The 22,362-nt window shown below is 26.4% G+C and carries 21 protein-coding genes; 12 read left to right on the forward strand and 9 right to left on the reverse strand.

What is annotated here, in order from left to right; all coding sequences use genetic code 11:
- Positions 1–220 precede the first annotated feature (220 nt).
- The gene (locus PXD04_RS17330) at positions 221–397 is read left to right on the forward strand and encodes a 4Fe-4S binding protein (RefSeq protein ID WP_323736069.1); all 177 of its coding nucleotides are present in this window, start codon (positions 221–223) and stop codon (positions 395–397) included.
- Positions 398–727: 330 nt separating this feature from the next.
- On the opposite strand, the gene PXD04_RS17335 is transcribed toward PXD04_RS17330, so the two are convergent.
- Positions 728–2,053, reverse strand: a complete 1,326-nt coding sequence (locus PXD04_RS17335; RefSeq protein WP_323736070.1) for a transposase — start codon at positions 2,051–2,053, stop codon at positions 728–730.
- A gap of 755 nt (positions 2,054–2,808) precedes the next feature.
- Here PXD04_RS17335 and PXD04_RS17340 point away from each other — a divergent pair.
- Entirely contained in the window at positions 2,809–3,096 is a 288-nt protein-coding gene (locus PXD04_RS17340) for a hypothetical protein (RefSeq protein ID WP_323736071.1), read from the forward strand.
- A 150-nt stretch (positions 3,097–3,246) separates the two neighbouring features.
- Here the strand turns inward: PXD04_RS17340 and PXD04_RS17345 are convergent, their stop codons facing one another.
- The 4 genes from PXD04_RS17345 to PXD04_RS17360 all read right to left on the reverse strand — a co-directional run bounded on the left by PXD04_RS17345 (position 3,247) and on the right by PXD04_RS17360 (position 7,730).
- Positions 3,247–3,681, reverse strand: a complete 435-nt coding sequence (locus tag PXD04_RS17345) for a GlcG/HbpS family heme-binding protein (protein ID WP_323736072.1) — start codon at positions 3,679–3,681, stop codon at positions 3,247–3,249.
- Positions 3,682–4,167: 486 nt separating this feature from the next.
- Entirely contained in the window at positions 4,168–5,130 is a 963-nt protein-coding gene (locus tag PXD04_RS17350) for a transposase (RefSeq protein WP_323736073.1), read from the reverse strand.
- Positions 5,131–5,901: 771 nt separating this feature from the next.
- On the reverse strand, positions 5,902–6,810 hold the full coding sequence (locus tag PXD04_RS17355) for a radical SAM protein (RefSeq protein ID WP_323736074.1): 909 nt from the start codon (positions 6,808–6,810) through the stop codon (positions 5,902–5,904).
- A 29-nt stretch (positions 6,811–6,839) separates the two neighbouring features.
- Positions 6,840–7,730, reverse strand: a complete 891-nt coding sequence (locus tag PXD04_RS17360) for a radical SAM protein (RefSeq protein WP_323736075.1) — start codon at positions 7,728–7,730, stop codon at positions 6,840–6,842.
- Between the two features lie 205 nt (positions 7,731–7,935).
- Here PXD04_RS17360 and PXD04_RS17365 point away from each other — a divergent pair, with 205 nt between their 5' ends.
- The gene (locus PXD04_RS17365) at positions 7,936–8,589 is read left to right on the forward strand and encodes a hypothetical protein (RefSeq protein ID WP_323736076.1); all 654 of its coding nucleotides are present in this window, start codon (positions 7,936–7,938) and stop codon (positions 8,587–8,589) included.
- Positions 8,590–8,659: 70 nt separating this feature from the next.
- On the opposite strand, the gene PXD04_RS17370 is transcribed toward PXD04_RS17365, so the two are convergent.
- The gene (locus PXD04_RS17370; RefSeq protein WP_323736077.1) at positions 8,660–9,235 is read right to left on the reverse strand and encodes a hypothetical protein; all 576 of its coding nucleotides are present in this window, start codon (positions 9,233–9,235) and stop codon (positions 8,660–8,662) included.
- A gap of 559 nt (positions 9,236–9,794) precedes the next feature.
- The gene (locus tag PXD04_RS17375) at positions 9,795–10,199 is read right to left on the reverse strand and encodes a hypothetical protein (protein WP_323736078.1); all 405 of its coding nucleotides are present in this window, start codon (positions 10,197–10,199) and stop codon (positions 9,795–9,797) included.
- Between the two features lie 186 nt (positions 10,200–10,385).
- Between PXD04_RS17375 and PXD04_RS17380 the strand changes: the two genes are divergently transcribed.
- From PXD04_RS17380 to PXD04_RS17390, 3 genes are all read left to right on the forward strand, one after another.
- A complete protein-coding gene (locus PXD04_RS17380; protein ID WP_323736079.1) occupies positions 10,386–10,616 on the forward strand; it encodes a hypothetical protein in 231 nt (76 codons plus the stop codon).
- Positions 10,617–10,722: 106 nt separating this feature from the next.
- A complete protein-coding gene (locus tag PXD04_RS17385; protein ID WP_323736080.1) occupies positions 10,723–11,154 on the forward strand; it encodes a hypothetical protein in 432 nt (143 codons plus the stop codon).
- 158 nt (positions 11,155–11,312) lie between these two features.
- Positions 11,313–11,783, forward strand: a complete 471-nt coding sequence (locus tag PXD04_RS17390) for a hypothetical protein (protein ID WP_323736081.1) — start codon at positions 11,313–11,315, stop codon at positions 11,781–11,783.
- Positions 11,784–11,903: 120 nt separating this feature from the next.
- Here PXD04_RS17390 and PXD04_RS17395 read toward each other — a convergent pair whose 3' ends face one another.
- Positions 11,904–13,163: a cobalamin-dependent protein gene (locus tag PXD04_RS17395; RefSeq protein WP_323736082.1), complete on the reverse strand. Its 1,260-nt coding sequence runs from the start codon at positions 13,161–13,163 to the stop codon at positions 11,904–11,906.
- Between the two features lie 470 nt (positions 13,164–13,633).
- On the opposite strand from PXD04_RS17395, the gene PXD04_RS17400 reads away from it, so the two are divergent.
- Positions 13,634–14,374, forward strand: a complete 741-nt coding sequence (locus PXD04_RS17400) for a hypothetical protein (protein ID WP_323736083.1) — start codon at positions 13,634–13,636, stop codon at positions 14,372–14,374.
- On the opposite strand, the gene PXD04_RS17405 is transcribed toward PXD04_RS17400, so the two are convergent.
- Complete coding sequence (locus tag PXD04_RS17405; protein ID WP_323735625.1) at positions 14,309–15,745, reverse strand: hypothetical protein; 1,437 nt, start codon at positions 15,743–15,745, stop codon at positions 14,309–14,311. The genes PXD04_RS17400 and PXD04_RS17405 overlap by 66 nt on opposite strands.
- 382 nt (positions 15,746–16,127) lie before the next feature.
- Here PXD04_RS17405 and PXD04_RS17410 point away from each other — a divergent pair, with 382 nt between their 5' ends.
- From PXD04_RS17410 to dptF, 5 genes are read left to right on the forward strand one after another with little or no spacing between them, the layout of a single operon-like run.
- Positions 16,128–17,456, forward strand: a complete 1,329-nt coding sequence (locus PXD04_RS17410; RefSeq protein ID WP_323736084.1) for a DEAD/DEAH box helicase family protein — start codon at positions 16,128–16,130, stop codon at positions 17,454–17,456.
- Complete coding sequence (locus tag PXD04_RS17415; RefSeq protein ID WP_323736085.1) at positions 17,457–17,666, forward strand: hypothetical protein; 210 nt, start codon at positions 17,457–17,459, stop codon at positions 17,664–17,666.
- A 2-nt stretch (positions 17,667–17,668) separates the two neighbouring features.
- Positions 17,669–19,624: an AAA family ATPase gene (locus PXD04_RS17420; RefSeq protein WP_323736086.1), complete on the forward strand. Its 1,956-nt coding sequence runs from the start codon at positions 17,669–17,671 to the stop codon at positions 19,622–19,624.
- Complete coding sequence (locus PXD04_RS17425; protein ID WP_323736087.1) at positions 19,618–20,058, forward strand: hypothetical protein; 441 nt, start codon at positions 19,618–19,620, stop codon at positions 20,056–20,058. The genes PXD04_RS17420 and PXD04_RS17425 overlap by 7 nt, the downstream gene beginning before the upstream one ends.
- A 9-nt stretch (positions 20,059–20,067) precedes the next feature.
- Positions 20,068–22,362, forward strand: a complete 2,295-nt coding sequence (gene dptF, locus PXD04_RS17430; RefSeq protein WP_323736088.1) for a DNA phosphorothioation-dependent restriction protein DptF — start codon at positions 20,068–20,070, stop codon at positions 22,360–22,362.

Consider the following 22,362-nt stretch of genomic DNA (forward strand, 5'->3'; position numbering starts at 1 on the left):
TTTTTTATTTGCTTTTTGTTTCTTTTATTATGATTTTAAGTTATAATAAGTGATGTTTAATTTATTTGTTAGTTTGTGTATTTTCTTTTTTGAATTCATTACTGTTTATCCATTCTTAAAATCTTTAGTTAAGCCTAAAATTCATATCCTTTATATTAAATGAAAACATAAATAAAAGTATACAAGTTTATATTATAAAATTAAAATTAGGTGATTAAATATGGCAAACCCATACACAATAAAAGACAACTGTGCAGGATGTGGATTATGTTCTGAAGCATGTCCAGTAAACGCAATTACAGAAGGTACTCCTTACACAATCAACCAAGAAACCTGTGTAGGATGCGGATTATGTGCACAAGCTTGTCCTGTAGACGCAATTGAACAAGTAGCATAAGTTTTTTTATTTTAAAATTCTTTAACATAACCCCCCATAAATTTTTCTTATAAGAAAACTGTTTTTTAATGTAAAATTAGCATGATGATTATATTTTTAAAAATTAGATAATATTATATTTTCTATAGTTTTTAACCCGTTTCGGGTTGATATTGAATTTTATATGAAAATTATTGATTCATAATTTATTTTGGTTCGAGACTTGGCATAAATTAGTTTCAAGAGAAAAAAAAGTAATACTCGAAAAAATATTAACTTTTTTTTCAAAATGATAACCAGCATTATGTCTTTGTTCAAATCAAATGTAACAATACCCTTTTCTTTTATTGTTTATTTTTGAAAATAGTCTTGTATTTTTTTGATTTTCCCGGGGGCAGTCCGTGCCCACTTATACAGTCGTTCCTTGGGGAAGTTCTGCTTACTTTTACGAATGATATTACATGCTGCATTGATATCTGCATTTATTAATATTCCGGTGCTTGTTTTATAGAGTCCTCTTTTTATTCGTTTTCCTTTAAATTCATATTCATCTTCTTCTTCGTTTGTTTTGTAGGTTGGTAGTATGTCGTTGTCTAGGAAACTGCTTTTGCTTGTGTAGGATTCTTCGGTAATAATTAGTTTGATGTCGTATTTTTGGCATTGTGTTTCTAGTTTGTTTATGAATTTTTTGAAAGCTATTTGTGTGAATATTTGATTTTGTTTTTTTCCCATATCTGTTTCGTATTGGAAGTTTTTGTTGTATCCGAGTATTATGGTTCCTATGTCTTGTTTTTTGCATGTTTCTATTATGAATTTGGTTGTGTGATCTAGGAAGTTGTTTTGTATTGCTTTAAATTTGGTGTTGAATTTTTGTAATCGTTTGGATGTTTTTAGTCCCTGTTTGTTTAGTATTGATTGATATTGTGCTGTTTTTTTGCATTTGAAGGCTATTTGATTTTTTAAAAATCGCCCGCCCACAAGATATGGGGTCCCTTCACTTGTAACAATACTTGCAAAATTATTAACACCCAAATCAATACCCATCATTTTACTTTCATCTAAATTTAGGGACTCTTTTTTCATTTGGTATGTGAAATTGGCTTTAAACATTTGTCCATTCTTTAATGGTATAATTTCTACTTGTATAATCTTTTTATCACGTATATTTTCAGGAATTCTAATACGTGGTCTGCAATCTTTGGATTTTAACTCTTTTTTATATTCTCTGCTTAAAGGTAATTCAATGTAACCCTGTGCCAATTTTTTCTTGGAAGAAGTTATTGACTCCCGCGGTATTATAATATTATGTAAACGATTATCTCTGGTTTTAGGTTTATTTAATGGTCGTTTATATTCATTATCTATGCTTTTATTTGTTAATGCCACATAAGAATTAAAAGATTCAACATGCTTTTTAATAACATTATTTGCTATATGAGCTTGAATAAGTGAATAATCTTTACTGAATTCAGTTTTAACTTTAGTGATTATTGATTTGAAATTCAACTGTTTAAAATGTTTATCATCAACACATTTGTCTAATTTAGTAGTTTTTATAGCACTATTTCTTAATTTATTCAATTTCAATGAAATATCCACTAAAACATTGAATTGTTTCTTAGAAAGACCTCTAATAAGAGTACTTTGAGTTAAATATATACAATTTTCATCTATCATAATATTTAATACTGCTTATTTCACTCCATTAACTTTAAAACCGAAAAATCAAGAAAAGAATTTTATAAATAACAATTCTATGACTCGATAATATAAATTATAGAATAAAAGGTATATAAGTTTAATCCAAGAGCAGCTGGTAAGTAATCAAGGGGGTCTTGGTAAGTAATCAGGGGGGGGGGTCTTGATAAGTAATCAGGGGGGGGTCTTGATAAGTAATATATTTCATATTCCTATACATACTTAACAATCATACTAAAAAAAAAAGTTTCATCCACATAAAAAGTATTACAAAAACGAATTTATGCTAACACTCAGTTCAAAAAAAAAAGATTAAAATCATTAAATTAATTTAATTTTAATTTAATGTTCCCCTTTATTATATGTTAATTAAAAGCGATAATATGAAAAATAATTTTTATACCCCTAAAGGTATACTACTAATTTTATTAAAACTATTATATATAATTATACCATTACCCTTTTTAAATTATTTAAAATTCTTTAATAAACAAATTAGATCAGACAAATCCCTATTAGATTATACAAGAACACACCCTATATACAACACCAATAATAATAAAACAATAAAAATTAATACAACATTAATAATGAAATAAACAAAAATAAAACAAGCAAACAAGAAAAGAAGACAGGACAACAATAAAAGAATACTTATCAAGAGCTAGGAAATAATACTTAAATAACACAAAATAAAACTATAAAATACAAAAAACAAAGTGTGTGAAAAAAATATGATTAAACCCAAACTATCCAAAATAAGAGAAACCATAAACAAAACACAGGATTACTGGACAAAATACTCACAAACAACCAGCCAACTAGACAAACAAATCATAGAATACCTGGAACTAAAACAAGAAGACGCACTAATAACAAGCCACAACAACAAGATAGAAATAACATTCAAGAACGTGCCAAACACCAAACAAATAACACAACTACTATACCTGAGCAAAACACTAGGATACAAATTCCAGAGATACTCACTAACAAACTATGCAATGACCACCCAACAATAACCAATAATTTTTTTCTTACATCATATTGATTTATATTTATTAACTCGAATCACTCTTTTAATCCTTACTACAAATCTTATTATAGAATAATATTTTCTCATTTAGAGGGATATGAAAAAAAATATTTTTGTGGAATGAATTGTTTTAGTTTTATTTTTCTCCCGTTTTATATATTTCTTCATTGAAAACTTTGATTACATGTTCTGCGATGATATTATCTTCATTGTTTCTTCCGCCACCAACTCCTATTCCACCTACACATTTTTCTTCTACAAATAATGGATAACCTCCAGATATTAATGTTATTTTTGGATCCTTGTTTTCCAATCCCATTAATGGTCCTCCATCGGTGCATAGTTTTGCTAGTTTTTGTGTTGGCATAAACATGACACTTGATGTATAGGCTTTTCCTGGGACTAGTTTGGTACTGATTACTGGTGCTTCACCATAACGTCTGAAAAGAAGTGGTAATCCATTTTCATCATATATTGCGAAACTGATGTCTATTTTCATTTCTTTTGCTTTTTTGTGTGCTGTTATGCATAATTTATCTATTATTTCATCACTTAATATTGTGTTTCTCATAATACATGTTCTTCCTTTAATTTTTTTTTTATTTGAAAGTGTTTATGATTTTTGTATATTATTTCAATGCTGTCAAGTTAAGATAGTTTTTGTGTGAAATTTTTTTTGTCTCGTGTTTTTTTTTAAAATGATCTTTTATTGTTGTCTGAGAATTTGTGTCCGTAATCTACTGGTTCTCTGTTGGTTGATTTGATTTCTTTTTTTATGGGTATTAGGTGTTTTTGTAGTATTTTGATTATTTTTGTTATTGTTTGTTGTTGTTTTTCTTTATCAGTGTTTATGAGGTTTAGTAATTCTTTTTTTACCAGTCCTACTGCGATGTTGAAGTTTGCTTGGTAGTCCTTGTATTTGTATTTTTTATTGTTTCTTCGTTTTTGTTCTATTTCTTGGTTTACATCATGTTTTACTATTGTTGCTATGTTGAATACGTATATATCTGAGTAGAAGTCTTGTTCTATTATGATTTTTCTTCTTCCGCTGAAGTTTTCAGTTTGTAGTTTGTTTTTTAGTTTSYCNWTWACTGGTTTCAATTCCCCATCTTTTGTTGTATATCATTTTAAAGTCATCTATTGTAATTGTTTTATCAAAAACATTTGTTGCAAGGGTTTCTATTTCTCCAGATGATAAGGGGATGGTTATTATTCGTATTTTTATTTTATCTTGCTTTTTTGCTAATTCTTTTATTTCATTATCTGATATTCTTCTCAGGTAATCTTTATCAATTGGTACTTCTATTATTTCATCATCAGTAGTTATATTTTCTCTTTGTTCTATGAATGTGTCTTTTTTAAGACGTATTATAAAAAATGAGTTTAAATCCATTGTTTTTAAAATTAAATCTTTGGAAGGATATCCTCTATCATATATTGTTATTGTCTTCTTAAGATCTATTTTATCTTTAGCATCTTCCAAATGGTTAATAGCATGCTTAACTTCACCATATTTTCTGTTACTAATAGCAGAACTAATGATAAATTCATTAAGTACATCAACCATAGTGGAAACCCTAGCTGTAGAAGTATGGTGGGAATGATTATTATCTTCAATATCAAAATCTTCACGAACAGTAGGATAATTAGGTAAATCAAATATCGAACCATCACCAGCAGTTAAATAAAAACCTTTGAAAGTTTTCAACTCTTCAGGTCTCCTATAAATTTCCCGTATTAACTCATCATTAATATCAATATATGCTTGAGGATTAATAATCATCCTCCTTTGAGAAATAGCTTGCTTAGAAACATCCATATCCAATTCACCCCAATATTCCTCCATAAAATACAAAGCTTCCAAAGCAGTCGTACGGCCACGATTCCAAAGAATATACTTCATAATACATTCCGGAGGCAACTTACGATTACGAAGTTTATTATCAACTAAAATATATTTATCACAAACATAACTATTAAAATTTCCCATACTATCTAATAAAACATTACCTAAAGACATTAAAAACACCAAAATACTATCAATCAAATCCACATAAATTAATAATAAAAAATAAAAATAAATCATGTGTAAATTAATTAAACAATATTATATAGTTCATAATATATAAAAATAACTATAATTAATACTTAAAAACTAGTATAGACAAATAGATACTTATAATATTTAATATAATTAAATAATAAATAGAATTAAGTAAATTTAAAGTAAAAATAAGTTATAATATAAAAATAAAAGAAAATTATGTTAGAAAAACCTTAACTTGACAGCATTGATATTATTTATATCTTTGTTTATTTTAGTGTTTTTATATGTTTATATTTTTTTTTAGATAAAAATAATTTAGTTTTAATAATTATCCTTTTTTTTGGGGATTTGTTTTCCTTATGAAACATGGTTTTATTAAAAATAGTGGTTGTTGTTTTTTAGTGGTTTTTGATGTTTTTTATTGTTTTTGATAGTATGTCTATCCATCTTGTTCTTGTGTAGAATATTTTATCCATTTTTTTATTTCCCCTAAATTTGTATATTATTTTATAAAAAAGTGAATAAATTAGACTTTTATTGTGTCTAATTATATTTTTTTCCTTTGTTTTTGAATAAAATTTTTTGTGATTTAATATGAAAATCTATGAAATACTCATACCCCTGTGGGTATAATATATTGTTTAACACTCAACACATATAAAGATTAATAACAAAATAATAAAAAATACTTGAAAAAATATTCATAAAAAAATAAATAATAAAAATAACAAAAAAAGGAAGAAACTAAAGCATTAAAAAACCACCATACTTCTTAAGAAAAGTATTAAACTTACTATCCAACAAACCAGGCTTCTCACAATCCAAACGATCAACCTCCTCCCTTATAAAATCAATAATAAAATCCTTATGCCTAAAATAACCACTAGCAGGAATAAGATTATACATATGATTACCAAAGAAATAATAATCATCATCAAAATCAACATTCTCCAAGAAACACAATTCCTCTTCAACCATCTGCCTCTCAGTTAACATATTAAACCTACCACTTTCCACATAATCATACAATAACGAACCCTCATCAACAGTAGTAGACAAAGGAGAAAAAATATGAGGCTTAAAAGTATTAAGCAACTTTATCGTCTTCTGAACATGTTCCTCAGAATGCTCAACACCACCAGCACCCAACATAATTAAAGCATTATACCTCATATTCACTCCCTGTAACTTCTTAAGGCATTCATAAACATCCTCACTAGTATACCCATTATTCATTAACTCCAACACATAATCACTGGCACTTTCAATACCAATGTAAAGATCATTAAAGTTAAGATTTCTTAACTCTTCCAGTTGACTAAGTGTTTTATACTTTAAACCTAGTATTGAAGCATAACAGGATATGCATTCTATTTCCGGAAAATACTCCCGTATTAGTTCACCTATCCTGACTAATTTAGTGTATGGTAATCTGAATGAATCACCATTAATTATGAAGATTCTTTTTATCCCATCGGGGTACTTCTGTTTTAATTCCCTTAAATCCTCTTCTATGTCACATAGTGGTGATGCTCCAAACTCTGTCTTATGGTACATTGTACAGAATGTGCATTTATTCCATGAACATCCATATGTTACCTCCAGTAATGGTACATCTGCTTCTGTTGGTGGCCTGTTAACCTGACCTGTCATATGCAATAATAAACCCTCCATATATATTCTTATAATGATCCCCTGTTCAGAACCTTATCCAGTAAACCGGGCTCATTTCTATCAATCTTATTGACTGCATTGTCAATATATTCTAACATTTCTTCCTTATTTTCGAAGTAATTGCTTAGTCTTAAGAGATTATATGGGTGACTGCCAAAGTAGTAACAGTCATCATCCATAGATAATTTTTCTATGAAACTTCTTTCTTCACATATTAGTTCTCTTTCTGTTAAGTCTATGAATCGACCTTCTTTCCTGTATTCTTCTAGGCGTGTGCCGGTTTGTACGCTTGTTGACATTGACAGAATTATCCTTGGCTTGTACCTGTTTAATAGTTTCACTGTATCGTTGATGTGTTCATCACTTCTTCCCTTCCCTGTGACGCCGTACATTATTATGGCATTATAGTCTATGCCTGCCTTTTCTAGTTTTTCAAGGTTTTCATATTCTTCTTCCTGTGTGTATCCCTTGTTCATTAATTCTAGTGCATAATCGTTTGCTGATTCTAGTCCTATGTAAAAGTTATTATAACCAGTGTTTCGTAGTTTTTCTAAGTCTTGTAATGATTTTGTTTTTATGTTTCTGATGGATGCATAGCATGATATTGTTTCTACTTTTGGTAAGTGTTCATGTATTATTTCTCCTATTTTAAGCAATGATTGTGTTGGTAATGTGAATGCGTCACCGTTTACTATGAAGAGTTTTCTAGTATTTTCTCCGTAGGCCTGTTTTATTTCCTTTACATCTTCTCTTATATGATTTATTGGTGATGCTTCGAATTTTGTGTTTGCATACATTGTGCAGAAGGAGCATTTGTTCCATGAGCAGCCAATGGTTACTTCTAGTAGTGGCGTGTTTGCTTCTAATGGTGGTCTGTATATGTTTCCCGTGTAATGCATATATTATCACTCCCCCCCTCTGGATATTATTATTTTTATTTATATTTCATTTATTTTTTTTATACTATAATACATGATTATAGGATTATGTTAATATAAATAGTTAATGTTAGTTCTAGATAACAAAGAATATAACAGTAATTAGTAGGGATATTATCAAATAATAATTATAACAGATATACTATTTAAGGAGATATTTGATAATATGAATACAGAAAAAGAATTAAGAATGGAAACTAAATGCTATGATGCAAATGAGTACGGTTACCTTTATGGTTTGAATCAGAGAATTCCTGATGAAGACTTTAATAAGGTTAAAAAGTATATGAGGGATTTCAGAAGAAAGGATTATGCTGATGGTATAATTAAAGTTACTGGAAGACCTGAAGGTTATCGTTGCCTGGAGGAGGATGTGGCTAAGGTTGAGGAAATACTTGGCATAACCAATACTCTTGCTAAAAGACGTGAGAAGATAGAAGATGCCTTCAGTGATGTTACTAGAAAACGTGAACTTAAGGACCAGGCAATCACATGGCTAGAAGTACTGTTTACCAGGGGTGGTACTCAGCCGGAACAGGACTTGAGCAGGTTGGCTGTTCATTCAACAAAGATTTATGATCCGGATGACAGTTTTAAGAATGGACGTGAGGATGGTAGTGGTTGTCTGTTTATTTACACTCCTCATGGTATGTGGTATATTATAAATAATAGTGGTGAAGATAGTAATAAATCTTTAAATAATGTTAAAACACCGGAGGGTGGAGCTATAGGTTACAGGTTAATGTATGAGGATAATGTTGATACTTTAATCAGAATTTACACTGAGGAAAACCTGTATAGTGGCGATAAATTATACTAAAATATGAGCATAATGTGTTTATTAAATGGGGTGGTGATAGGGGAGTGTATGCTTTGAGTATCTTCCTCTTCTATTTTTGGAAGGTGCTGTCTGCATATTCTTTTGGTGAGAATCCGAAGTCATCTGTACAGTACTGTGATTCTCTTCCTATGAATCTTGAGTTTTGTTTGAATGATTCGAGGTCGTAATTGTTTGGTAATCTTATTATTTTTTTGTCCTTGTCCACCATTTTGTCCACTACTTTAACGTTACTTTTTTCATCGTATGTGTAGTTGATGTATATTCCACTAGTATAGTTGAATGTATTCTTACTATGGTATGCTAATGCTGCAACTTGTTCTAGTGTAAAGTAATAGTAGCTTGTGGTATTGTTTGAATCCTTGACCATACAATTACCGTATAGTTGGTTGTTGAAATCATAGCCATATGGTGTGAAGTTGAATTGTGTCGGATACACAACCTCAGCATTACCCGGAACATTGGCATCATATATCCAGGTTAACACTGTTGAACCTGCTATGAATATTACAAGTACTATTAATATTATTTTAATTATGTTAATGTAATTGATTTTTGTTTTCTTCTTTTTATGTTTAAGTTTAGGAGAATTGTCTTTATTTATTTTCTTAAATTTTCTTGAATCCAATACTATAACCTCCTAAATATTTTTTCCATATATACTTTAGATGTGATTCTATATATACTTACTATTAAATATTGTCGAATTATTGTATGACTGTTTAGATAATTGTAGGACTATTATTGTTATAATGTTGAATTATTAATTTATAAGTGTGTTACTGTATGATAATTTATATGATTATATGATATAATACATATAGATTATATATATATATTTTATATTATTATCCATATTATTAAATATTATTATATTATTTATTATTATTTATATATATTGTTTATTATAATATATGTTTATTGTATTTAATATTCAATCACTTATCATATTATTTCAATCAAACCCCCCCCCCCNATACTCATAATACCACTGTTTCAAACCTTTAAACATTAATATTCACCCCATTTATTAAAATAATAATCATAACATCATACAATTTGTAAGACGATATAACCTAAAAAATTTATTCACTCTTGAAAAAATTTAGAATAAACTCTTACATCCTACCATATTCTATGAACATCATACCAACCATAAAAAAAGAGAAGGAATAATGTTATGGAAATTATAAGAAAATTTCCTCATAATAACCATCAGCATGTAACCACTTCTTAAATTGATTAACATCAACATCCATCCTGTTTGCCTGAAACTCCAAATCTCTTTGACCAGGATATGGTATTGCCCTTAAAATATCCACGCACTCCTCATATAGTTTAGGCCTGAAATTGTTTATTTCATCAATTTCTTTAAGTTTCTTATTTAACCGATTTAATTTTAATTTTTCCTTAGCTAAATCAACTTGTATCTTTTTAATATCACTTTCTATCAAAGATTTTTGATGCAGTAAATATTCCTTATTTAGCCGGAATTCATTTAATGCTTCCTTTACTATTTTACTCTTATTCTTGTACTGATCAAGATAATCCAAATGGGATTGATCCATATATAATGTTATTCTTTGATTCATAATTATTTCACTCCAATATGTGTTTTACAATTATATGTTATGTGAGAGGTATCAATGTTTGCTGAAAATCATATGTTTTAATAAGAATATATTGCAAAGTAATAATATAATAATTTAATAACCTTTATATACTTTAATAATATATAATAATAAATGCAAAAAAAATAAAAGGAATGAAAAAATAAAATGAAAAACAACCTATACAAATCAATACTAAAAAGCATACTCGTAAACAAAAAAGTCGGAACAACCATAACAAGCAAAAAACACGAAAAACTACAACTATGGAAAAACGAACTAAAACCATACCTAGACAAACTAGCAAAAATGGGATACATCGACGGAAAATGGAAAACAATAAACATAAACCTCAAAATACTAAAACCAATAAACACAAAAACCATAACCCAACTATAAAAAAACCACACACAAACCCCCCCAAAAAACAAAAAAAAGACAAATAAAACTAAATAAAAAACAAAACAAAAATAACAAATAACACAAAAAAAGGAAACAAAAGAAGATGATATACGACTACCAAATGCACAAAGAAATAGAAGAAATGATACACGAAAGAAAACTCTACGAACACAAATACAACAAAGGAAACGAACTAATAAAAGTACAAGAAAGCCTAAACAAAAGAATCATAACACTAAAACAACAACTACTAGACGACCCAGAAAACCCAAACCTCAACCTAGAACTCGGATTCTGCGAATCAGAAGTAGAAAGACTAAAAAAAGAACTAGACGAATTCCAAGACAAATACGAAAAAAAAGAAATCAAAATAGCAATACACGAAAACATAATGGAATTCAACATAAAAGAACTAACCCGATACATAGAATACCTAGAAGAACTAGAAATCGACGAAGTACTACTAGAAGGCATAAAAAACACAACAGAATCACTAGAATACAACCTCGCAATGCTAAAAATACTACAAAAATAACCCCCCACACCCCTCCACACCAATAAACAAAAACTTAACCAAACTACACTAATTCTTAAAAAAAGTAATACCAAAATATCAAACAAACAACAAAAAAGTAATACAAAAACCAAAAAAATCAATAACTTAATAAACAATACAAAACAAAAATATAACACATGAATATGAAAAAAACACAAAAAAGTAATAACACACTAACCCAACAAACACAAACACTACAAAACATCATCACAACACTAAACAACACAAACACAAACAACTTCACAAACACAATAAAACAATACGGAACAATCAACTACACCAGAACACAATACCTACCACAACTATCAAAAACAATAACCGAAAACCCACAACACCAAAACAAACTATACAACTACACAACACTAGAATCAATGATACTAGACCTACTAGAACACATAGAATCAAACACAATCAAAACAATAGAAAACACACCCACCAACCAACAAAAAACCAAAACACAAATACAATACACAACACAACTACTCACACTACTACAACAAACACTAACACAAACCAACCAAGAAACAATAACACAAACAATACTACAAACACAAAACCAATACTACCAACTAATATACAACGAAAAAACAGACACAAGAATCAAATAAAACAAAAAAAGGAGAAAAAAAATGAACACACAAAAACAAGAAAAACAAAAAGAAATACCAAAAATAATCATACTACTCCTAACATTCTTCCTGATAAAAAGTCTACTACTAATATACCTATTATAAATTGATGTAACTTGGAACCCTAGGCGTCCAAGCATCATCAAGAATATTTTTAACCTCATCATAAGACATATAACGGAGTTCTTTAGCTTTTTCTTGAGGTATTTTTTTACGTTCTAACTTAGAACTATGAAAATCAGCATCCATCCTAATACAAATATTATGTCTACGAACATTACGTCTAAATGAACGAACTTCCTCATCAGTCCAATTAGGATTAATATGATACTCTTTATTAGTTTGTTTACGCTTACTAGGATTATAACCATCATCTGTTTTATCCAAAGGTCTAAAACGACAATCAGTTATCTGAACACCCCACTCAAAACATTTAACTCGTTTATCCTCCATTTCATTATAATCAATATCATGATTATAAATCATGAAAACAGATATTTCTCTAGGTTTAAATCCAGCTTCAAACAATATGTCCAACTGTTGTTTAATAAACTCAGCATCACTATAATGATGATCCCAAGCAATTTTAGGATTTTTAAAACCTGCCTCTTTCATCTTATAAGCATATTCCGGATGATCTATCAATAAACGACCATCAAAACCACTCTGAGATTCAACATAAGAAATCTTCTTTTCTTTCTTCAATTCAATTAATTCATCCAATATATTATCAATACAAGGATTAGCTAAAAGATTATTATCATAAAAAACAATCTTCTTCTTAAAAATTTCATCTTTAATACTTTTCTTATACAACCAATCTGGCTCCACTACATAAACACCACAAAAACCACATTTACGAATACAACCACGAGTAGTATGTAAAATTTGATAATCAACATCAACCAAATCATAAGCAGGTCTTAATTTTTCAGCCTCAGGAATAATACCCGTAATAACATCATCACATCCAGTATACTCCAAACAATGATCTCGTAATAAAGAAGCATAAATTCCACCAACCAAAACTGGAGCATTAGGATATAACCTTTTATAATACTGAACAGCATCTTTCACATAACTAGACCAATAAGTAAAAACAGACGTTATACAAATTAAATCAGGAATAAAATCAACATCTGCATTATCTTCTATAAATAAAGTTTGTTGAGTTAAATCTTTATGTTCATGACGAATTAACTTTACATCAATAGATTTTTCCCTTAAGAAACTAGCAATTTTTAATAAACCTATAGGCAAAAAGTTAGAATGATTTCTACTCTTTGTAGGAATAGGAAAATCTGGTTCAACTAATAAAACCTTTTTAGTCTCTTTTTTAATCCATTGATTTAACGTCATATTTAATCCTTCCAATATTAATAATATGAACTTGATCGTATATAATTATATTTAAAATAATTTCAAAAAAGTATATAATAAAATAAATGTATATAATATAGTTTAATTTAAATATTAATCTTTTAAAATGCTTTATTCAATAATTTTACAATTAATTATCTAGATAATAATGTACTAATTATATGCATTAGTATTTAATAGCTTAAATACAGATATTAGCAAATACTAATTAAATCAATAGAAAATAATTTGTTTTTTATATTTATACTTTTTAAATAAAAATAAATATTAATTTTTATATATCAATTAAATCAAAAATTTAACTTTTAACCATAAGATATTTTTTTATATAACCTGTTAAAAATTTAAAGATTTAATTTTAAAAATATAATGTTCATTGAAATACCTTCTAGAAAAATATATTTACTATTTTAATTAGATCTTAAATTATTAAAGAAGATAGGGATTTTATGTCTTTTATTGATATCGATAAATTTATTAAAGCTACCTATAAATCCACTAATAACGATTTAATATTGGATTTTTACAATATTGTTTTATCAGAATCTGTAAAATATGATAGAATTACAGGTTTTTTTAGTTCATCTAGTTTAGCTGTTGCAGCTTCAGGAATAGTTAACCTTATAGATAATAATGGTCATATGCGACTTTTATGTGGTTCAACATTAAATGACGAAGATACGGATGCAATTTTAAATGCAGATGATTTAAAAAATTTAATTAATTCTAAATTTTTAAAAGATATAGATAATATCGAAAATAAAATTATTGACGATCATGTAAAAATATTAGGTTGGATGGTTGCCAATGATATATTAGATATTAAAATAGGTGTTAAAAAAACAAAATCTGGTTATAGTTCATCAAGCATGTTACATTCTAAAATTGGTATTTTATATGATTCTAATCAGAATATAATAACATTTGATGGTTCTGTTAATGAAACAGCAAATGGTTGGATTAATAATATAGAATCACTAAAAGTTTTTAAAAGTTGGAAAGATTTTAAATTCATGCAAGAAGATATTGATGATTTTAATAAATATTGGGAAGGTAAAGAAGATTCTTTAGAAGTTTTTGATATCCCTGAAGCTTCTAAAAAATGTTTAGGCACTGTTCAGAATCTATGGGAATGTTGGTTTTTTGGGATTGATTTTGAAGAAGTTGTTGATGGGTTTTTTGTTTTGTAGTACGTTTCTGTGGATCCATCGTATTCTTGCACTTTTAAGTCTTCTCTTTAGTCCTCGTATTGTTCTGTATCTTCTTTTTAGTTGACGTGGAAGTGTTGTTTTGAAGTATAATTCTATTATGTTGTTGGTTTTTGGTATTGCTTCGTTGTTTAGGTATTGTGTTAGTTCGTTGAAGTTATTTTTAATTCTTTTGATGCTAGTTGCTACTGAATCTGGTAAAAACTGTATATTGTTGGTTAAGTGTGATAGGCGTCCTTTTGCTAGTTTTATGTTTTCTGCTTTGAATATGTTGGATATTCTTTCAAGGTAGTTGTTTAGTTCTTTGATCTGTTTTTTGTTGTGTTTTATTTGTTTTTTTATGTTTTTGATTTCTTTTTCTAGTGTTTTGATGTCATTGTGTAGTTTTTTCTGTTTTTTATCTGTTATTGGTCCCATGTGTGGTTTGTATTTTTCTAGTTTTTTATGTATTTTTTCGTTGATTTCTTCTAATTTATGGTATTTTCCATTGTTTTTACGTGTGATTCTTCGGATAACTGGATATACTTCCATTCCTACGTTGTACATCATGTGAAAGACGCATCTTTGTTGTATCATGTTAAATTCTTCTATTATAGGAGGATAAGCTGAATATCCGTCGGTTATCATTATTTCATGTGGTATGTCGTCCAGTATTTGGTGGAAATATTTTTCAATAATTTCCGTGTCAAATAGTGTTGCATATTCCAGAAAATCTTCATAAGGATATTGGGTATTTGCATCAATAATCATTAACCGTGACATATATTCTCCATTTTGTGATGGAAATTGCTCATCATAGTGATATTTGCCACTATCTTTAAGATTTTCTTTTTCTACTTGTTGTTCTACCTGTTTTTCTTTTTCTTCAAGGTATGAATCTGCAGTATTATTTTCATGATAAAAAACCGTAGATTTTGGTAAATGTATATCAAAAAGTGCTTCAAACAATTCAGACTTCTTTTCATATGATTCTTCACCAATCTCGGATAATTTAACACCCCACTCTTTAACAGTAGAAGTATAAACAGAATAATTATCAATAAATTCATTAAAATTAGTTACAATACGATTACCACATTCTGGACAGGAATAATCCTTAACACTAACAGGAATGCCATTAGGTTTACGAGTATGATAACCCTTAGAATGTAATTTACAACCACAATCACCACATACTTCATCAGTAAGAACATAAGTAACCTTAAAATCAAGTAAACCCATCATTTTAAAGATTAATAAAAAATCAGGAGATAAACAATCAGGAAAAATAATTTCATCAATATCACCAGAAACGATATCTTTAAGACAAGTTAAATCTAATATATTATTGGTAAGAGTTTTATTCGACTTCATAATAATATATATTACTCTTACCACTATTTATAGACTTATACAAACTTAAAATTAGAAATACAAAACAGAACAAAATCCATACAAATAAACAAGTTGATAAATATCAGATATTAACTAAAACAGTACATATAACACAGTACAAAAAATAAAACAAATAATCACCAATTTAAACAAACATATAAGAACATAACTACTTTTAATTAAATAACAACACTCATTTAATCAACAAAAAATAAAACTAATTTATTCTATCAAAAATTTTAAGAAAACAAGAAAAATTCATCCCCATGATTATTAGATAGTACCATGTTTAATTAAAAAAGCACCCAATAATACTAACGAATTAAAAACCTTAATTAAAAAATTAAAAAATCAAAGAAAAATGAAAAATAAAGATCAACGTAAATTATTTAAACACCAAGAAAATGCTATAAATTTTTGGTTTGACCATTCATGCAAAGGAATCTTTGAAATGGCTACAGGTACTGGAAAAACGTTTACTGCATTAAAATCTCTTGAAAAATTATTAAAAAAGGATAATCAAATTTTAACTGTTATAGCATCCCCTCAAGCTCATATATCATTACAATGGATTAATGAAATAAATAATTTAGGATTTGCAAATTGTTATAACTTTTTTGGTAGCGTAAATAATCAGTGGTATAAGGAACTTTCTAAATTAATTACTAGAATTAATTTAAATGTACAGTTTAATAAACCCAACATTATTTGTACTACTCATAAATCATTCTCTAATGAAAAATTTATTAAATTAATTAAACAAATTAAGAAAAAATGTGTAATAATTGATGAAATGCATCATGTTGGTTCTGATGTACTAAGTAATGGTCTATTAGAATCATATGATTATAGATTAGGTTTAAGTGCTACTCCTTCAAGGTTTATGGATGATGAGGGTACAGAAAAATTATTAGATTATTTTAATAATAATATTTACTCATTTACATTGAAAGATGCTTTAACAACAATTAATGAAATAACTGGTGAAACTTTTTTAACACCATATAATTATTATCCATATAAAGTTAGATTAACACCTAAAGAAGAAGAGGAATATATTAAATTATCTAAATCTATTCTAATTTCATTTAACTCTAAAAATCAAAACAAAAAAAATCTTAAAAAACTCATAATTAAACGTAAAAAAATTGTAAACAATGCGATTAATAAATATGAAATTTTTAAGAAAATTTTAGATGAAATAGAAGATAAAGATCATTTAATAGTTTTTTGTTCAGATAAACAAATAAGTAATGTTTTAAAAATTCTTAACGAAAAAAACTTCACTAGACATAGATTTACTGAAAAAGAAAAATCTTACTCGAGTAAGAAATATAATGGATTATCCCAAAGAGAAAAAATATTGAAAGAATTTGATGATGGAGACATTAATGTTATTGTAGCTATAAAATGTTTAGATGAAGGTGTGGATGTACCTTCAGCAAATAAAGTAATTATTATGTCAAGTTCTACAAACCCTATAGAATATGTACAAAGAAGAGGAAGAGTTTTAAGAAGATATAAAAATAAAAAAATTGCAAGAATATATGATTTAACAGTTATTCAAAATGAAGACATAAGATTTAACTCTTTAAATAAAAATGAAATTAATAGATTAAATAATTTTATTGATACTGCAAATAATAAATTAGAATGTTACAAATTATTAGATAAATGGGGAGTTTTATAAATGATAAATCATGAATTAGATGAAAATAAGTATTATAAAATTAATTCACAGATAATCGAAGAAATCAATAACTTAGAGATAGATATTAATCTAAAAGATTGTTTAAAAGAAATTTTATTATTTGAATATGATATTAGTAATCAATATAATCCAAATTTCAAAAAACAATACGAGAAAATAATAAATAAATATTTCGAACAGGGAGACTAATCATGATATTAAAGTCAATAAGTGTAACTAATTATAGGCCTTATCATGGTTCTTTTACTATTGAATTTGCAGAAGGAGATAAAAATATTACTATTATTGAGGGGTCTAACGATAAAGGAAAAACAAGTTTATTAAATGCTTTTACCTGGTGTTTATATGGTCAAGAGTCTTATAAAAAAGAAGGTAAGGAGTCTATTTGGAATCGTACTGCTTTTAATAATATAAGTATTGGTGAAACATTAGATGTAATTGTAGAAATTATCATGAAAGATAATGAAAACAATAATATAATTTTTAAAAGAAAACAAACATGTCAAAAATTGAGTCAAAATGATCGTGCAATTCAAACACCAGTTTTTAAAATTTTTAAAAATGATGGAATCAATGATATTCCAATAGATAATCCAACACAATACATTGAAACACATCTTCCTTATGAATTACGCGAATATTATCTATTTGATGGAGAACAATTAGTTCAATTTTTTAACAAAGATTCAAAATCTGTTAAGAAAGCAGTGTTTAATTTATCGCAACTTAATTTATTAGATCGCTCTGAAGAACATATTAGTAAGTTTAGAGTTAAATTAATAGAAAATCAAACCAATATTGCTCCAAAATTAGCTGAATACCAAAAACAAAAAATAGATTTAGAAAAACTTCAAAAAAATTTGAAATCTAAAATAGAGGAACATAATGAAACGATTACTTATTTAAAGAATAAAAATGTTAATTTAGCTAATAAAATTAAAGAATTTGATTCTAATTCTGAAGAATTATATAATAAAAAAGAAGAATTAAAAGAAGAAGTTAAAAATTTAGAAGAGAATCTTAAAAATCTCAACATAAGTTATACTAAATATTTGACTAATAATATAAATTATATACTTGCAAATTCCTTATTGAAAGATTTTGATAATAGAGCTAAAGTTTTAGAAGACAAAGGTTTTATACCGGCTAAATATAAAAAAGAATTTTTAGAAGATTTACTTAAAAGAAATATATGTATTTGTGGAACACGATTAGATGAAAATTCTGATTGTTATAACACATTACAAGAATTAATTAATAAAACCGATGATGTCACAAATATATCTGAAAATGTAAATCAATTATTATCAATTTGTAGAAATATAAAAAAGAAATATCCAAAAAATATGAAAGACACATTAAGATTAAAACAAAGTGAAATAATTACATTAGAAAATGAAATATCTTATAAAAAAACACAAATTCAAGAAATTAATGTTAAATTAGAATCAATTCCTATAGATATGATTAAAGAGAATAATGCAAAAATTAGTAAAAATGAAAAAGAGATAGAAAATTTATATCAAGAAATTGGTAAATTTAAAGATAGGTCTAAAAATATTCCTAATAAAATTAATACAATTAATATACATATAGCAGAAGAAGAATCTAATCAGGAGATACACAATAGAATATCAAACCAATTAATATTTTGTGAAAAATTACAAGAAATATGTTCTCAATTGAATTATAAAATGAAACGATCAATACATAATAAACTTCAAAAATTAACTTCAGAAGAATTTAAACAAATTCATTGGAAAAAATCTTATAAAGATGTATTGATAAATGATGATTTTGAAGTTAGTTTTGTTATGAAAGATGGATCTGAAAAATCTGCTACTGATCCTTCAAGTGGAAGTCAATTAGTGTTAGCATTATCGTTCGTTATTGCGTTAAATTCATTATCGGGTTTTAAATTACCTATTATAATTGATACTCCTATGGGTAGATTAGATTCTAGTGTTCGCGAAAAACTCGCAGAATTCCTTCCAGAATATTTAAATAACAAACAAATGGCATTATTTGTAACGGATAAGGAATATGAAGGATTATTTAAAGAAAAAATAGATTACTATGTTGGTAAAAAATATTTATTAGCATCTGCATTAGATAATGATGATGAAACTAGGGTGATAAAATGTTAAATTATGAATCTAATACTAGCATTTACAATGAAACTGTTAAAGAAATTATTCATGTAGATGAATCTGAATTTGAAAAAATGTACCAAATGTTTACTCAAGAAACTGACTATTTTAAAAATAATCAACATATATTCACTTTAGCAGTATTGATTGGAAAATTTATCGTGAAAAAAAGAAAAAAAATAAATAAACGTCATGATTTTATTAGACATTCATATATCAAAGATAGCGATGAAGAAGTAATTTTAACTGCTTTAGCTATTCAAGAAGTTAATGATGTAGATGTAATAATTGATAAAAATGAAATATATACCATATGTGAAGAGTATGCCCGTAGTGGGATTCAAAAACTTTATGAATGGTATGTTGATAGTAGTATAGATTTTGATATAGAATTAACTAATCTCATAAATGAATTTTTTGAAGAAGAATAAGGTGTTTAAATGGAACAAAATGCATTTACTTTTCTAAAAGATGAATTTTCAGAACCATATGAATATTGTAAAAATATGGAAGAGGAGTTAGTAGATGAAAAATTCGATAATTCCTGTGTTAATGGAAGAAAAGCCTTAGAAGTATTGGTAGATATAATAATTAAAAATGAATCTATCAAAAAATCTAAGTATGAATATGGAACTGTAGATTCAAAATTACATAATAAACTTCAGTTAATTAGAAGATCTAAAACTACAATTACTTCAGATATTTTAAATAAATGTGATAATGTTAGAAAAATGGGTAATAAAGCTTCACACCCTAAAAATAAAATTTTAGAAGAAGATTGTAGAAATACTCATCAATATTTATATGAGATATTTCAATTTTTTTATGAAAGATATTCCATTTTATGTGATAAATCTAAAATTAAAATATATCCTGGTGTACTCTATAAAAAAATTGATGAAAATGAAGATTTAAAAAGAAGAATGAAAGAAATAGAAGAAAAAATTGATACTTTAACTGGTTCTACTTCTGATAAACCTAAAAAAATATCTTGGATTAAAGAGCATACTTTTAATCAAAAGAAAGGTAGTTTTTTAATTTATGAATTATCAAAATTAATGGATTCAAGTAAAGAAGCCGTTGAAGGTTCTGGATATTTAAGTGAATTTAAAGAATATATGCATATTAATAGAACTATTCAAAAAGAATTAGTTACTAAATTAGAAATAGCTTCTAAAATGAATTCTTCCCAATTAATTTTATTATGTGGTAGTGTTGGAGATGGTAAATCTCATTTAATCTCATATTTAAATAAAAATCATAGCGATTTAATGAAAAATTTTAATTATTGGAATGATGCTACTGAAAGTAATGATCCCTCTAAAACTTGCATAGATACTCTTTCGGAAATTTTATCTAATTTTAATGATACGAATATTGATAATAATTCAGAAAAATTAATTATTTCCATTAATTTAGGTGTTTTAAATAACTTTATAGATTCTGAATATGCTTTGAATAATTATACTAAATTATCCAAATTAATTAAGGATTTAAACATATTTGATACAAATAAATCTTCCACAAAAGAGGATTCTACCTGTTTAACTCTTATAAATTTTGGAGATTATAATTTATTTGAATTTGATGAAAGTAAAGATAATAAAGTATATTCTAAATATATAAAACAATTATTCAATAAAATTACTTCACCAGTTAAGGATAATCCATTCTATCAAGCATTTTTAAAGGATAAAAATAATGATATAAAAAGTCCTGTTCTCTATAATTATATTATGTTTAGTGATGATAAAGTACAGGATATAATTATTGAAAATATTATAAAAATAATTATTAAATATAAGAAAATTATTTCTACTAGAGAATTATTAAATTTTATTTATGAAATTTTAGTACCTTATGACCATGTAATAATTAAAAATAATGAATCATTTATACAATATCTTGAATGTTTATTACCTAATTTAATCTTTAATACTACTGATAGATGTGACATATTGGAATTTTTACACAAAGAGGATCCAACCTTAAAACGTAATGAATTAACTGATGATTTACTTATGAAATTGAATGTAACCGATAAATTTTCAGATACAATGTCTAAATATATGGATATGAATTCATTATTATTTTTTAAAGATTATATTGATAATATTAATATATCTAATTTAAAAGATGAAGAAAGATCTGTAATTATATCAACAATTATAAGATGTATGAATATATTCGGTAATCCTGATATCAAAGATTTATTTACAAAAAAATCATATATAGACTATGTTAATTATTTGTATTATTATAATAAAGGAGAAGTAAAACAATTACGAACATTATATAAGGAAGTAGAATCAGCTATATATACTTGGAAAGGAAGATTTAATACAAAAAATATATGTATTCAACAAATTGGTTCATTTTTAATCACTAAACAATTTAATATTAAACCAACTAACTTGAATGAAGAAATCTTAATTGATCCAGATAATGAAAATAGATTTAAAACAGAATTAAGTTTAGAATATACTTTATCAGGAGTAGATGAAGATAAAATATTAAAAATTGACTACCAATTATATGAATTAATAACTAAATTAAATAGAGGATATAAACCAAATAAAAATGAGCAAAAAGATTTATTATTATTTAATGATTTTATTGATGATTTAATAAATTTAGATAATGAAAAACAATTTATTATACATCATCTGAAAGATAATGTTTCATTTGAATTAGAATTAAATGGTTTTGGCGAATATGTGTTTACAAGGTGTTAA

This window comes from Methanosphaera sp. ISO3-F5 (genome assembly GCF_034480035.2).
Taxonomy (GTDB): domain Archaea; phylum Methanobacteriota; class Methanobacteria; order Methanobacteriales; family Methanobacteriaceae; genus Methanosphaera.